Source organism: Clostridioides sp. ES-S-0054-01 (assembly GCA_021561035.1).
Lineage (GTDB): Bacteria > Bacillota > Clostridia > Peptostreptococcales > Peptostreptococcaceae > Clostridioides.
This window is the reverse complement of the sequence record CP067346.1, coordinates 2,030,768-2,044,521: the sequence shown is the minus strand read 5'-3', so window position 1 is coordinate 2,044,521 and position 13,754 is coordinate 2,030,768. Positions and strand designations below refer to the sequence as shown.

11 protein-coding genes and 1 pseudogene are annotated in these 13,754 nt (G+C 27.0%); 9 read left to right on the top strand and 3 right to left on the bottom strand.

Going from position 1 to position 13,754, the window contains the following annotated elements:
• The first annotated feature begins 15 nt into the window (after window positions 1-15).
• From mocA to JJC02_09840, 4 genes are all read left to right on the top strand, one after another.
• Window positions 16-585: a molybdenum cofactor cytidylyltransferase gene (mocA, locus tag JJC02_09855; GenBank protein UDN53218.1), complete on the top strand. Its 570-nt coding sequence runs from the start codon at window positions 16-18 to the stop codon at window positions 583-585.
• Complete coding sequence (locus JJC02_09850) at window positions 582-1,601, top strand: molybdopterin-binding protein (GenBank protein ID UDN53217.1); 1,020 nt, start codon at window positions 582-584, stop codon at window positions 1,599-1,601. The genes mocA and JJC02_09850 overlap by 4 nt, the downstream gene beginning before the upstream one ends.
• A 337-nt stretch (window positions 1,602-1,938) precedes the next feature.
• Window positions 1,939-3,564 carry an ATP-binding cassette domain-containing protein gene (locus tag JJC02_09845; protein UDN53216.1) on the top strand — a complete coding sequence of 542 codons (1,626 nt, stop codon included), beginning with the start codon at window positions 1,939-1,941 and terminating at the stop codon, window positions 3,562-3,564.
• 366 nt (window positions 3,565-3,930) lie between these two features.
• The gene (locus tag JJC02_09840; GenBank protein ID UDN56412.1) at window positions 3,931-5,184 is read left to right on the top strand and encodes a cytochrome P450; all 1,254 of its coding nucleotides are present in this window, start codon (window positions 3,931-3,933) and stop codon (window positions 5,182-5,184) included.
• A 245-nt stretch (window positions 5,185-5,429) separates the two neighbouring features.
• On the opposite strand, the gene JJC02_09835 is transcribed toward JJC02_09840, so the two are convergent.
• Complete coding sequence (locus tag JJC02_09835; GenBank protein ID UDN53215.1) at window positions 5,430-6,542, bottom strand: tyrosine-type recombinase/integrase; 1,113 nt, start codon at window positions 6,540-6,542, stop codon at window positions 5,430-5,432.
• A 319-nt stretch (window positions 6,543-6,861) separates the two neighbouring features.
• Here JJC02_09835 and JJC02_09830 point away from each other — a divergent pair, with 319 nt between their 5' ends.
• Window positions 6,862-7,239 (top strand): BlaI/MecI/CopY family transcriptional regulator, encoded by a 378-nt coding sequence (locus JJC02_09830; protein ID UDN53214.1) that lies wholly within the window; start codon window positions 6,862-6,864, stop codon window positions 7,237-7,239.
• A gap of 426 nt (window positions 7,240-7,665) precedes the next feature.
• Here JJC02_09830 and JJC02_09825 read toward each other — a convergent pair whose 3' ends face one another.
• Window positions 7,666-7,929, bottom strand: coding sequence for a hypothetical protein (locus JJC02_09825; GenBank protein UDN53213.1), 264 nt, complete (start codon window positions 7,927-7,929; stop codon window positions 7,666-7,668).
• 317 nt (window positions 7,930-8,246) lie between these two features.
• On the opposite strand from JJC02_09825, the gene JJC02_09820 reads away from it, so the two are divergent.
• From JJC02_09820 to JJC02_09805, 4 genes and pseudogenes are all read left to right on the top strand, one after another.
• A complete protein-coding gene (locus JJC02_09820) occupies window positions 8,247-8,822 on the top strand; it encodes a hypothetical protein (protein ID UDN53212.1) in 576 nt (191 codons plus the stop codon).
• Between the two features lie 97 nt (window positions 8,823-8,919).
• Window positions 8,920-9,918: pseudogene (locus JJC02_09815) on the top strand (DUF4003 domain-containing protein).
• 339 nt (window positions 9,919-10,257) lie between these two features.
• The gene (locus JJC02_09810) at window positions 10,258-10,896 is read left to right on the top strand and encodes a lactate utilization protein (GenBank protein UDN53211.1); all 639 of its coding nucleotides are present in this window, start codon (window positions 10,258-10,260) and stop codon (window positions 10,894-10,896) included.
• A 26-nt stretch (window positions 10,897-10,922) separates the two neighbouring features.
• Window positions 10,923-11,822, top strand: a complete 900-nt coding sequence (locus tag JJC02_09805; protein UDN53210.1) for a YegS/Rv2252/BmrU family lipid kinase — start codon at window positions 10,923-10,925, stop codon at window positions 11,820-11,822.
• 106 nt (window positions 11,823-11,928) lie between these two features.
• Here the strand turns inward: JJC02_09805 and JJC02_09800 are convergent, their stop codons facing one another.
• Window positions 11,929-13,593 carry a glutamine--tRNA ligase/YqeY domain fusion protein gene (locus JJC02_09800; GenBank protein ID UDN53209.1) on the bottom strand — a complete coding sequence of 555 codons (1,665 nt, stop codon included), beginning with the start codon at window positions 13,591-13,593 and terminating at the stop codon, window positions 11,929-11,931.
• Window positions 13,594-13,754: the final 161 nt, after the last annotated feature.

The window sequence follows — 13,754 nt, the reverse complement described above, 5'->3', positions numbered from 1 at the left end:
CTAAGGATGATATATATGATAAATGCAGTGATAATGGCATCAGGTTTTGCCAGAAGAATGGGAGCAAATAAGCTTTTATTAGATTATAAAGGCTGTTCTATAATAGAACATGTATTTAAAGCAGTTAGTAAGACTAATTTTCATCAAGTTGTAGTGGTAAGTCAATATGAAGAGGTTTTGTTATTGTGTAATAAATATGGTTTTGAATATATAGATAATAAAAATGCAAATATAGGTCAAAGTGAATCTATAAAATTGGGAGTTTTAAATAGCTCAAAATGTGATGGTTATATGTTCTTTGTAGGAGACCAGCCATTTATTGATAACTTATATATAGATAAAATTATAAACACTTTTAAATTAGATAGAGATTTTATAGTAATTCCAAGATACAAGGATATATGTGGAAATCCAGTTATATTCCCATATAGTAAAAGAGAAGAACTATTAGAACTTAAAGAAGATGAAAAAGGTAAAACTATTTTAAAAAGTTCATCAAAAATAAAGTACGTAGAAGTTCCTAAAGAAATGTTATTTGATATTGATACAAAAATGGACTACGAAAGAATTGGGGGTAAATTATGAAGCTAATAAAAACTATAGATGCTGTTGGACAAGTTTTATGTCATGACATAACTCAAATAATACCTGGAGAATTTAAAGGAAGAAAATTTAAAAAGGGTCACGTAGTAAAAGAAGAAGATATTCCAGTTTTATTATCTCTTGGTAAAGATAATTTGTATGTATGGGAAAAATCAGAAGGAATGATTCATGAAAATGAAGGTGCATTGTTTTTAAAAGAACTAACTGCTGGAGAAAATTTGGATTTTAGTGAAATAAAAGAAGGAAAGATAGACTTTATAGCAGCATGTGATGGTCTTTTAAAGATAGATGTTGATGCACTTTTTGATTTGAATTGTGTTGGCGAAATAATGATGGCTACTCTTCATAATAATTTTATAGTAAATAAAGGTTTAAAAGTAGCTGGAACAAGAGTGATACCTTTAGTTATAGATGAGAAAAAATTAGAAGATGCAAAAAAGGTAGTTGGTAATAGAAAAATAGTAAATGTAGTTCCTTTTAAACCTAAAAAAGTAGGGATTGTTACTACTGGAAATGAAGTATTCTATAGCAGAATTGTTGATAAATTTGGACCAGTAATAGAAGAAAAAGTGAAAGGTTTTGGTTGTGAAGTTATAGGACAGACTATATGTCCAGATGATAAAGAAATTATAAAAAATGCAATAAAGGAATTTATAAGTCAAGGAGCAGAACTTATCTGTTGTACTGGTGGTATGAGTGTAGACCCAGATGATGTTACGCCAACAGCCATAAAAGAAACTGGAGCTGATTTAGTAACATATGGGTCACCGATATTACCAGGAGCTATGTTTTTACTTGCTTATTATGGAGAAGTTCCAATTATGGGTATACCAGGGTGTGCAATGTATCATAAAACTACAGTATTTGATATAGTTTTATCTAGAATTTTGATTGATGAAAAACTTGATAAGTATGATATAGCTAAATACGGTCATGGTGGTCTTTGTATGAACTGTGATGTATGTACTTACCCAGCATGTAATTTTGCTAAAATATAAATCTATTAAAAAAGAGTATTTACAAATTAAGTACTCTTTTTAAATATGAAACAAAATAAACAAATGATATTTTAAGAAAAGTATAATTTATTTAGAAGTTGTAATAACTTATTTTCAATATGTAAAAGAATGAATAAAGTTGCAATTTGATTTCTTTATAAGTATAATATAATAGATTGTTAATTTTTATAAATTTACAATTTTTAGTATTATTTTAATAAATATTTCACAACTTTAGTATAAAAAATATACTATTTACGTGATAATAGATAATAAAAATGTTATCAAAATTTTATGATAAAATAAATTATGAGCAAAAAGAAAGGAAAATATATTAATGTTACAAGTTACAGGTGTTGGACTTAGATTTGGTGATAAGGAACTATTTAAAGATGTCAACTTAAAATTCACTAAAGGTAATTGCTACGGAATAATAGGAGCCAATGGTGCGGGAAAATCTACTTTTTTAAAAATATTATCAGGAGAAATAGAACCAAATACAGGTAGTATATCTATAACTGATAAAGAAAGAATGTCAGTTTTAAAACAGGACCACTTTGAATATGAAGAAGAAACTGTTTTAAACGTTGTTATAAGAGGTCATGAGAGACTTTGGAACATAATGAAAGAAAAAGATGAACTATATATGAAGGAAGATTTTAACGAAGAAGATGGGATAAAAGCTGCTGAACTTGAAGGTGAATTTGCAGAACTTGACGGATGGGATGCAGAAACTAACGCTGAGAAAATACTTATGGGTCTTGGTATAACTAAAGATATGCATTACAAACAAATGAAAGAATTAGTTGGTGGAGAAAAGGTTAAGGTATTGCTAGCACAATCACTTTTTGGTAAGCCTGAAATACTATTAATGGACGAGCCTACAAACCACTTGGATTTTAAATCAATAAACTGGTTAAATAATTTTATAATGGATTTAGAAGAATCTATAGTTATAATAGTATCACATGATAGACATTTCCTAAATCAAATATGTACTAATATAGTTGATGTAGACTTTGGTAAAATACAAATGTATGTTGGAAACTATGATTTCTGGTATGAGTCAAGTCAATTAGCTTTACAACTTGCTAAGGACCAAAATAAAAAGACTGAAGAAAAGATAGCTCAATTAAAGGAATTCATAGCTAGATTTAGTTCTAATGCATCAAAGGCTAAGCAAGCTACATCAAGAAAGAAACAGCTAGAAAAATTAGAAGTTGAAGATATACAACCATCTAGAAGAAGATATCCATATGTAGGATTTACACCTGCAAGAGAAATTGGGAATGAAGTTTTAGAAGTACACAATTTAACTAAAACTATAGATGGAGTTAAGGTTCTTGATAATGTATCATTTAGATTGGATAGAGATGATAAAGTAGTGTTTATGGGTGATGAAATAGCTACTACTGCACTTTTTAACATAGTTATGGGAGAGCTTGAACCAGACAGTGGAGAATATAAATGGGGAGTAACTACTTCTCAAGATTATCTTCCAAAGAATCATAATAAGTTTTTTGACGGAGTAGAATATTCTTTAGTTGACTGGCTTAGACAGTTCTCTGAAGAAAAAAGTGAAAGCTTTATAAGAGGATTTTTAGGTAGAATGCTATTCTCTGGTGAAGAAGCGTTAAAAGAAGCTCAAGTTATATCTGGAGGAGAAAAGGTTAGATGTATGCTTAGTAAGCTGATGCTTTCAAATGCAAATGTACTTGTACTAGATGACCCTACTAATCACCTAGACCTAGAAAGTATAACTTCTGTTAATAAAGGTCTTGAAAAGTTCCCAGGAGTGCTTTTATTTACTTCTCATGACCATGAGTTTATATCTACTATAGCAAATAGAATTATAGAGATAACTCCAAATGGAATAATGGATAGAAAGATGGATTTTGACGAGTATTTAGAAAGTAAGGAAATACAAGACCAATTAGCTAAAATGTATGGAAAAGATAAATAAATTACTCTAGTTATTAATCTTGAATTTAATATAGAACCCGTTTAAAAGTATCTTACATGTTATATAAGCTAGAAAGTTATATATTGATTTTCTAGCTTATAAAAAATAACAAGGAGGTACTTTTTTTATGAAATTAAAAGATGCAATAGAGGAGTTTTTATTAGAACTAGATATAAGAGGAGCAAGTGGTACAATTACATGGTCTACTAAATAAATTAAACTGTAGAAGTATTATATATGATGATATAGATAATAATAAAAATGGTGTAGAATTATTGTTCTAAAAAAGTATTTTAGAAGAGATAATTATGTTAAAGTAACCTAACTCTAGAGTTAACAAGAAAAGGAGAGCATAGTAGTATGTCAATTAAGAAACAAGTTCCATATGATGAAGGCTTAGATAACACTCTTAATTTATTACATGAGGGATATTTATTTATTAAAAACAGAGTTAGTCAGTATCAATCTGATATATTTGAGACTCACCTACTTGGACAAAAAGTGATTTGCATGACTGGAGAAGAGGCTGCAAAAATTTTTTATGATTCAGAACTTTTTTATAGAAATGGTGCAACACCTAAAAGAGTACAAAAAACATTATTTGGAGTTGGAGCTATTCAATCTATGGATGGAGAAGCTCATATTCATAGAAAGCGTTTATTCATGTCATTGATGACTTCATCACATCAAAATCAACTTGCTAAACTTACAATGGAGAAGCTTAAAAATTCTATTAAAATTTGGGAAAATGAAGAGCAGATTATTATTTTTGATGAACTAAATGAAATATTATGTAGAGTAGCCTGTCAATGGGCTGGAGTTCCATTAAAAGAATCTGAAACCAAAAAATTAGCAAAAGAATTTAGTTCAATGATTGATGCATTTGGTGCTGTTGGGATTAGGCACTTGAAAGGAAGACGATTTAGAACTAAATCAGAAGAGTGGATAAAAGATATCATAGAAAAGGTACGGTTAGGCGAGATTAAAGCAGAAGAAGGAACAGCACTTCATGCTATAGCTTTTTATAGAGATTTGAATGGAAATCAGTTAGATAGTCATATGGCTGGAGTAGAGCTTATTAATGTACTACGTCCTATTGTTGCTATTTCAACCTTTATTACATTTTCAGCTTTAGCACTACATGAGTATCCAGAATGTAGGGAGAAACTCTTAACTAGAGATAGTAATGAACTTAAAATGTTTGTACAGGAGGTTAGACGCTACTATCCATTTACACCTCTTTTAGGTGCAAGAGTTAAGAAAGACTTTATCTGGAATAAGTGTGAATTTAAAGAAGGAACACTTGTGATACTTGATGTTTATGGTATGAATCATGACCCTAGAATATGGAATAATCCTGATAATTTTTTGCCAGAACGTTTTAGAGAGAGAAAGGATAACTTGTTTGATTTTATTCCTCAAGGTGGAGGAAATCCTGCTAAAGGACATCGATGTCCAGGAGAAGGGATTACTATCGAAATCATGAAGTCTAGTTTGGATTTTCTCGTAAATAAGATTGAATATGATGTGCCAAATCAGAACCTAAATTATAATCTAAGCAGGATACCTACGCTTCCTGAAAGTAAATTTATAATAAATAATATTAGAAGAAAGATTTAAAATTGTAACTAAATAGTGCAAATAAGTGTAGTTTATCCTAGCGATTCTATGGTTTGTAAAATTAGAATAGTTTTAAGGTATTAGTATAAAAGTAAGAAAAAATTATAGAATAGTGAATGTCTCCAAATCAAAATTGTTCCTCTACATTGGGTAAACTTACAATAAAGTTTGGAGACATAGTACTCAAAAATTATAATTTTAGATTGCAATTATAATAGTTAAAAAGTCTAAATTCAAATATAGTGTTAATTAGCGTTAAATAGACTTTCAGAAATTTTGTCAGAAGCTTCTTTATCCATTTCCTTAAGTACATGAGAATAAATATTTAAAGTAGTATTTATATTTGAGTGTCCAACTCTTTCAGATATAACCTTTATCGGTACTTTAGAATTTATGAGTAAAGTAACATGTGAATGTCTTAAATCATGAAATCTAATATGAGGTAAGTCATTCTTTTCTAAAAATCTTTTAAATCTTTTACTCATAACGTCTTCAGCAATAGGTTCACATTTCTTATTAAAAAACAACAAATTACTATTATTTCTAATAGAAGATTTTAATAAATTTTTATTCTGTTTTATTTTATATTCTTTTAATAAAGACATTAATTCTTTTGGAGCAGATATTTTTCTTATAGAGTTTTCTGTCTTTGGTTCCTTGAGAATTACAGAACCATTAATTCGTGAAGTTATCTTATTTACTGTTATTGTATTTTCTTCAAAATCAATACTATCCCAAGTTAGACCTAAAATTTCTGAAATTCTAAGACCTAATCCAATGGCCAAATTAATAGGTAATTCCATATCTGTATTTTTTACTAATTCTAATAATTTTATCATTTGTTCTCTATCATAAATTTCATTTTTAAATTTTTTATACCTTGGAGTTTCTATATTATCCATAACATTTTCTTTTATTAATTTGAGCCTATAAGCTCTTTTTATTGCAAGTTTCAATATATTTATATGAATCTTAATTGACTGAGGATTTAGTTTATAAGAAAGTTTATCTATGTAATTTTGTATGTGAATAGGATGTAAGTCTTGTATTTTATATTTCCCAATAGATGGATTAATATAATTCTTACAGATACTAACATAGCTATTGTATGTAGATAAAGATATATTTTCACTATATTTATTTAGAAAATCTAATAGAAATTCTGAGACTGTAATTTCATTTGGAACTAAAAAACCTTCCTTATATAAGCTTTCTTTTACCTCATTTAATCTTTTACTTGCTTCTCTTTTTTTATCAAAAGTACCCATATTTTTTTGTTTTCTTTTGCCTGTTTCTTCATCTATAAATTCCAGGTAAACAATATAATTTTTATTTCTTTTTCTAATAAATGCATTCATATACAACCCACCAATCAAAATTTTATACATTTATTATAACATATATATACTTAAAAATAGTTTTTGAAATAGAGCTACATTCATTTTAATATATTGTATATATTTATTACAAAAATGTATATATTACGTCAAATATTAGAATTTTAATTTAATAATCTGTTATACTTATATAAAAGATACTTATTTTTATATTAATAGATTGTGTGTTTGATTTATATTAATAAAATTGGATTGGATATTTTAAATAAAACCTTTGACTCTAAAAGTCTATTAATATAGTATTTAATTATGTAGAAGTTTGAGAGGAGTGTAAAATCATATGACTATTACTAAGATACCACCAGCAGAATTAAAAGTCATGAAATTTATTTGGAGTTCAGATTTTACTGTAGCATCAAAAGATGTAATTGAAGCTATGGAAAAACTATATGATTGGAAGCAAACTACAACACTAACACTTTTATCAAGATTAGTAAATAAGCAATTCTTAAGTGCGAGAAAGATTGATAGACATACACATTATACAGTTCTTATTGAAGAAGAAGAGTATTTACATTTTGAAACAAAAACTTTTTTAGATAATATGCATGGAAGTTCTATTGAGAGTTTTATGAAATCTTTGTTCAAGAAGGGGGTAAATGAAAAAGAATTGAATTCTGTTGAAAAGTGGGTTAAAGATATTAAAAAAGATGAATAATTTGGTGTAATTAATTATCATAAAATAAATAGTTTTTACAATAATTGGTCAAATAAATCAAATATAAAGTTTTATGTAAAATTTGTAATTTTTTATTAGTATTTTTATCTTACTATTATAATATTAACACAATAAGTTTGATATAAAATCAAACCTATTAGAATTTAGTTTATATTAGATTTGTGGTTAATATTATTCTAACTTGGCATTGTATACGAATTTAAAAGTAAAATTTTTTGTATGTTAATCATGTAAATTAATTATTTTAGATACAAAAGGCATAATTTTATTTTTGTTTTAATTATTTTTAGAGTAAGGTCAGTATACAATAGATTGTATTAAATATGTTTATATTTATAAATTTGAGATATATTAATAATTATTAAAATAAAAAAGTTCCTAGTTTTTAGGAACTTTTTTATTTGCTTAATACAAAGTGTGAGTTTTTGCCTCGGCAATAGCTCTTGCTGTACTTTTAGGTTTTTCAGTATTTTCTTTTTTATAAAATTTAATCACTTCTTCTAAGTCTTTATTTTCAATGTTATTTTTTTTGTTTTCAAGAATATAATTTATAATTGATTCATTTATTAAATCTGTCAAAATCTTATTTTCATCATTAGTCATCTTAGATATTTCTTGTAATAAAATTTCATTAACTTTTACTGTAATTTGTTTTGTATTTTTTATCATATTAACCACCTCTTGAAAAAATTATATCACCTCAAAAAAATAAATTCAATATGTTTTAAAATTATAGAATTTTAATTCTTAAATTCTAAAAAATAGAAAAATTAAATAAAAGCAGTTTTAGGTCTTAACAGATTAATAAAATATATTTAATGATAAAAGCTTTACTCTATATAATTCTAAGATAAAGGATTTATAAGTGCTTAAGGTGAATTAAATATAAGACAACTTCTTAAAGCAAATGGGTGTGGTATTTAAATCTAAATGTAGACATATAATATTAAATATGCTAATATATCAAAATAATAAGGGGGGAATTTATGAAGCTTAAAGAAGCATTGATTACATGTGTTGTATGTAGTGTATGTTTAACTCCGCTATTAGTAAATGGAGAAACAAAAATAGATGCAGAGCATTGTAAAGAATCTATAGTAAATATAGATACTATAGTAAAGTCAGGTAAAAGCTTTAACTCCAAGTATAATCAAGGTATGGAAGACTATAAAAATAGTGATGAGTATAAGTTAAAAGTACAACAGGAAAAACTACAAAATCAGTTAGGTATTAAAATAAAAAAGTTAGTACCTATAACTTTTGAAGTTAGTTATTACACAAGCCTTAATCAAGAAAATGGATATGGAGCGATAACTGCTACAGGAGATGATTTAGAAGATGGTTTTGTAGCAAACAATCACTTGAGTTTTGGAACTAAGATTATTGTAGATGGAAAATTAAAAACTGTTATGGATAGGGGGTCTAGTAAGTATTTTAGTAATTCTAATGCGATAGATGTATTTGTGCCTAAATGGAGTAATGAAAGTGAATCAGAGTACTATGATAGAGTTAATAATATGGGAAGGCATTACAAAAAAGGCTACATTATTGTTGAAGAATGATGTTCTTTGAAGTAATATTTATTGATTGTAGTATTTAACATATATATAATAAATATAAAACTATTAGTACAATGAGATATATTACTAGGAGGGCAATATGGAACAATCTTTTATAAATGGAAAAGTAAACTTATTAATAGAAAATTACAAAGTATTAAATGAAGTTAAAGGTTCTTGGCAAATGGGATTGATACAACATAGTTGTGCACTTGCATTTACCCTTAAGAACAAGATAATAAGCCCTAGACTAATAGAAGAACGAATAGAGCTTATTAAAAAAAATACTGGTTTATTCTCTAATTTTAGAGGATATAATATGTTTTATATGGCAACACTACTTTCATTTGAATCAAATCCAGAAAGTAGTTTTAAGATGATTTTAGATATATACAAAGAACTTAAAAGTGTAAAGTTTTGAGGCGATACATATTTACCATTTACAGCATCAATAGTTTATGAAAATAGAGAGAAAATGGATTATCTTACATGTATATCAAAAATGAAAATAATATATGACTACATGAGGAAAAAACATCCATTTCTAACTTCTAGTGATGACTATTGTAATATAGCACTTATTGCAATTCATTCAAAAAATTTAGACGAAGATTTAGAACACATAGAAAAATGTTATGAATTTCTAAATGAAAATGGTTTTTATAAAGGAAATGATTTACAAGCATTATCCCAAATTCTTTTGTTTAGTGATGATAGAACTATGCTTAAATGTAAAAAGACTATTGAACTTAAAAAAGCATTTAAAGAAAATGATTGTAAAATGAATTATTATGGATATCCAATAATAGGAGCAATTTCATTATTAGATTATAGAGAAGATGAAATAATAGAAAAGATAAAAAATGTTTCAAATAAACTGAAAGAAGAAAAAGGCTTTGGAAATTGGTCTTTAGGAAAAAGTAATAGAGTAATGATTAGTTCTGCTATTGTAGCTTCAATTTATGCAGATTTGATACAAAATGAGAATAATATAGGCTCTATAACTAATAATATATTTTTAAATATTGTTGTTGCTATTCAAATTGCATGTGTAATGGCAGCAACAAGTGCAGCTATAGCATCTTCTTCATCAAATTAATAAGATTTATTGAAGTTGGATATATTAAATTTAATAATACAATTTATATGTTTAAAAAGAATATAGTATTACATTTAAATTAACTGTGATATTCTATAACATTAAACATATAATTAATATATAGATTTTAGGCAATATATAATACTACATACAATATAGGGAAAGTAGAATAGTACATCTACTTTCCTTTTTTGATTGAGTAAGTTATTTTGGAAAAAATTATGGAAAACTATTTAAGTTTTATATTGTATTTTTTTTTAGATGTACTAAAATAAACTTATAAAGAGAATAAAGTTTATAAATAATTAAGTACATATTAAAAATAAGGGGGAAGTTAAAATGGATCAAAATTTAAATTGGCTTAATGAAAAAAGAATAGAAAAAACAATAAAATCTCTAGAAAACAATAATATGAAAGGGTATTTAGTAAGTAATAAAGAAGAGCTTCTTAAAAAAATTGAAGAAATAGTTAAAGAGGGCTCTCTAGTAGGATGTGGAGGTTCTATGACCTTATTTGAAACAGGAGTGATTGATTTTATAAGAGAAAAATATGATTTTCTTGATAGATATGCAAAAGGTATCAAACCAGAAGAAATGAAAGAAATATACAGAAAATCATTTTCTGCAGATGCTTATTTTACAAGTACTAATGCAATAACAGAGAGTGGAGAGCTTTACAATGTAGATGGAAATGGGAATAGAGTAGCTGCTATGATATATGGACCTGATAAAGTAATAGTTATAGCAGGAGTAAATAAAATAGTTAAAGATGTAGACGAAGCTATAAAAAGAACAAAAACAATAGCTGCTCCAGCGAATTGTAAAAGATTGAGTACAAATACTGGATGTAAGACTACTGGTATATGTATAGACTGCTCAAGTCCAGGAAGAATATGCTGTAGTTATACGCTTATAAAAAGACAATTAACACCAGAAAGAATACATGTGATTTTTTTAAATGAAGATTTTGGATACTAAAAGAATAAAATGAGTAAGGAGAAATAATGAAAAAAGTAAAACTTATATACAATCCTAATTCAGGTGAAAAAAAGATATTATCAAATTTAGACACTATTATAGAATTATATCAGGAACAAAATTATTTATTGATACCCTATAGATTGACTATTAAAGAACCTCTAAAGAATGCATTTAAGGAAGTGGATAGTTCTTATGAGTACATATTGATAGCTGGTGGTGATGGTACTGTAGATTTAGTAGTAAATGCAATGAAAGAATTAGACATAAGAACTCCAATTGGAATTTTGCCTACAGGAACTGCAAATGATTTTTCAAATGCTCTTCAAATTTCATTTGATATAAAAGAAGCTATAAATGAAATCATAAATTCAAAACCTAAGAAAATAGACATAGGGAAAGTCAATAATAAGTACTTTATAAATGTTGCAAGTGCTGGTATGTTTACGGATGTATCACAAAGGATAAATACAGACTTAAAAAATTCATTTGGAAGAATTTCTTATTATATAAAGGGAATAGAAGAAGCATTGTATATGAGGAAATTTAAGATAAAAGTATCTTCTGAGGAAATGTATTATGATGGAGATATGTATCTTATGTTGATTTTTAATGGCAAAACAGCAGGAAATATAAATCTAGCATATAAGGCTGAAATAGATGATGGATATCTAGATGTAATTATTTTTAAAGGAATGCCAATACCAAAATCAATACCAGTTTTGATAAGTGTGCTTAGAGGTGATTATTTAGATCAATATAATGGAAATGAAATACTATACTTTAAAACTAAAAAGCTATATATAGAATGTGAAGATTCCCTTATAACAGATATTGATGGAGAAAAAGGACCAGACTTTCCTCTTAGCATAGAATGCATAAAAGATGGAATAGAAGTTATGGGAATCTGTAGCGAAAAAAGTTAATCATTTAAAGTAAATGATGAAGACTAAAATAAAAAATTACTTCTAACTAAGGTTATTTATAGTAGAAGTAATTTATATTTTAAGTCTTCATTTTTTGATTGTAAGATTATTTAGTCGGTTTAAAAGAGCTTTTTAGAGGAACTATTCTATTAAACACAAATTTTTCATCAGTTGTATATTTATTGTCTATACTAAAGAATCCATTTCTAACAAATTGGAATTTATCAAAAGGTTTAGCATCTTTTATCTGTGTAGGTTCAACGAAACCTTGTAATATTTCCAATGAATTAGGATTTATTTGTTCTAAGAAATGTTTACCTTCATTTTCAGGTATATCATCAAGGATTAATGGTTCAAATAATCTGAACTCACATGGTATAGCTGATTTAGCATCAACCCAATGTATTGTAGATTTTACTTTACGACCTGTAAAGCCAGAGCCACTCTTAGTTTCAGGGTCGTAAGTACCATGTATTTCAACTACATTTCCATTTTCATCCTTAATTACATCAGTACATTTTACAAAATAAGCACCTTTTAAACGGACTTCATTTCCTGGGAAAAATCTGAAATATTTCTTAACAGGTTCTTCCATAAAATCATCCTGTTCTATATACAATTCTCTAGAGAAAGGAACTAATCTCTTTCCTTGAGATTCATCTTTAGCATTATTCTCTATTTCAAGCATTTCAATCTTATCTTCTGGGTAATTAGTTATAATAAGTTTTAAAGGTCTTAAAATTCCCATAGTAAGAGGAGCCTTTGGTTGTAAATTTTCTCTTAGGAAATAATCAAGCATTTGACTATCTACTGTAGAGTTAACTTTTGATACTCCTATTTCACTACAGAAATTGCGTAATGCTTCTGCAGTATATCCCCTACGTCTGATTCCGGATATAGTAGGAACACGAGGGTCATCCCAAGCATCAACAATACCTTCATCTACAAGTTGTTTTAATTTTCTTTTACTCATGACAGTATTATTTATATTAAGTCTAGCAAATTCTATTTGTCTAGGTACGTTTTCCATTTCACATTCTTTAATAAACCAATCATAAAGAGGTCTTTGGTCTTCAAACTCTAAAGTACATATAGAGTGAGTTATTCCTTCAATTGCATCTTCAATTGGATGAGCAAAAGCATACATAGGATATATGCACCATTTATCTCCTGTATTGTGATGTGTTGAATGAGATATTCTATATATAATTGGGTCCCTAAGGTTTATATTTGGAGAAGACATATCTATTTTAGCTCTTAATGTTTTTTCACCATCTTTAAATTCACCATTTTTCATTCTTTCAAATAAATCAAGGTTTTCTTCAATAGTTCTATTTCTGTGAGGACTTTCTTTTCCTGGTTCAGTTAGAGTACCACGATACTCTCTCATTTCTTCTTGTGTCAAGTCACATACATAAGCTTTACCTTTTTTTATTAGTATTAAAGCTCTTTTGTACATTTCATCAAAGTAGTTAGATGCAAAATTTAATTCGTTCCAATCAAATCCTAACCACTTGACATCTTCTTTTATGGATTCTACATATTCAACATCTTCTTTTAATGGATTTGTATCATCAAATCTTAAATTAGCTTTTCCATTAAACTCCTTAGCTAATCCAAAATTAAGACATATGCTTTTTGCATGACCAATATGTAAATATCCGTTTGGCTCAGGTGGAAAACGAGTTATTATACTGTCATGTTTTCCTGTTTCTAGGTCATTTATAATAATGTTTTTTATAAAGTTAGATGAGTTCGTTTCATTTGACATATTTTATACCTCCTATTTAATTTGATTATAATACAGAACACTACACTGTATTGCATAATATTAATTTTAATCCAAGATTAGAAAAAAATAAAGGTGTAATTAAGAGTATTATGCAAAATATTAACTTTTATACTAAAAACATGTTTTTACAGTTTATTTAC

Bases quoted from the DNA above. Each gene is read 5' to 3' on its own strand.
- mocA (UDN53218.1), top strand. From the start codon at position 16: ATGATAAATGCAGTGATAATGGCATCAGGTTTTGCCAGAAGAATGGGA.
- JJC02_09850 (UDN53217.1), top strand. From the start codon at position 582: ATGAAGCTAATAAAAACTATAGATGCTGTTGGACAAGTTTTATGTCAT.
- JJC02_09845 (UDN53216.1), top strand. From the start codon at position 1,939: ATGTTACAAGTTACAGGTGTTGGACTTAGATTTGGTGATAAGGAACTA.
- JJC02_09835 (UDN53215.1), bottom strand. From the start codon at position 6,542: ATGAATGCATTTATTAGAAAAAGAAATAAAAATTATATTGTTTACCTG.
- JJC02_09830 (UDN53214.1), top strand. From the start codon at position 6,862: ATGACTATTACTAAGATACCACCAGCAGAATTAAAAGTCATGAAATTT.
- JJC02_09825 (UDN53213.1), bottom strand. From the start codon at position 7,929: ATGATAAAAAATACAAAACAAATTACAGTAAAAGTTAATGAAATTTTA.
- JJC02_09820 (UDN53212.1), top strand. From the start codon at position 8,247: ATGAAGCTTAAAGAAGCATTGATTACATGTGTTGTATGTAGTGTATGT.
- JJC02_09810 (UDN53211.1), top strand. From the start codon at position 10,258: ATGGATCAAAATTTAAATTGGCTTAATGAAAAAAGAATAGAAAAAACA.
- JJC02_09805 (UDN53210.1), top strand. From the start codon at position 10,923: ATGAAAAAAGTAAAACTTATATACAATCCTAATTCAGGTGAAAAAAAG.
- JJC02_09800 (UDN53209.1), bottom strand. From the start codon at position 13,593: ATGTCAAATGAAACGAACTCATCTAACTTTATAAAAAACATTATTATA.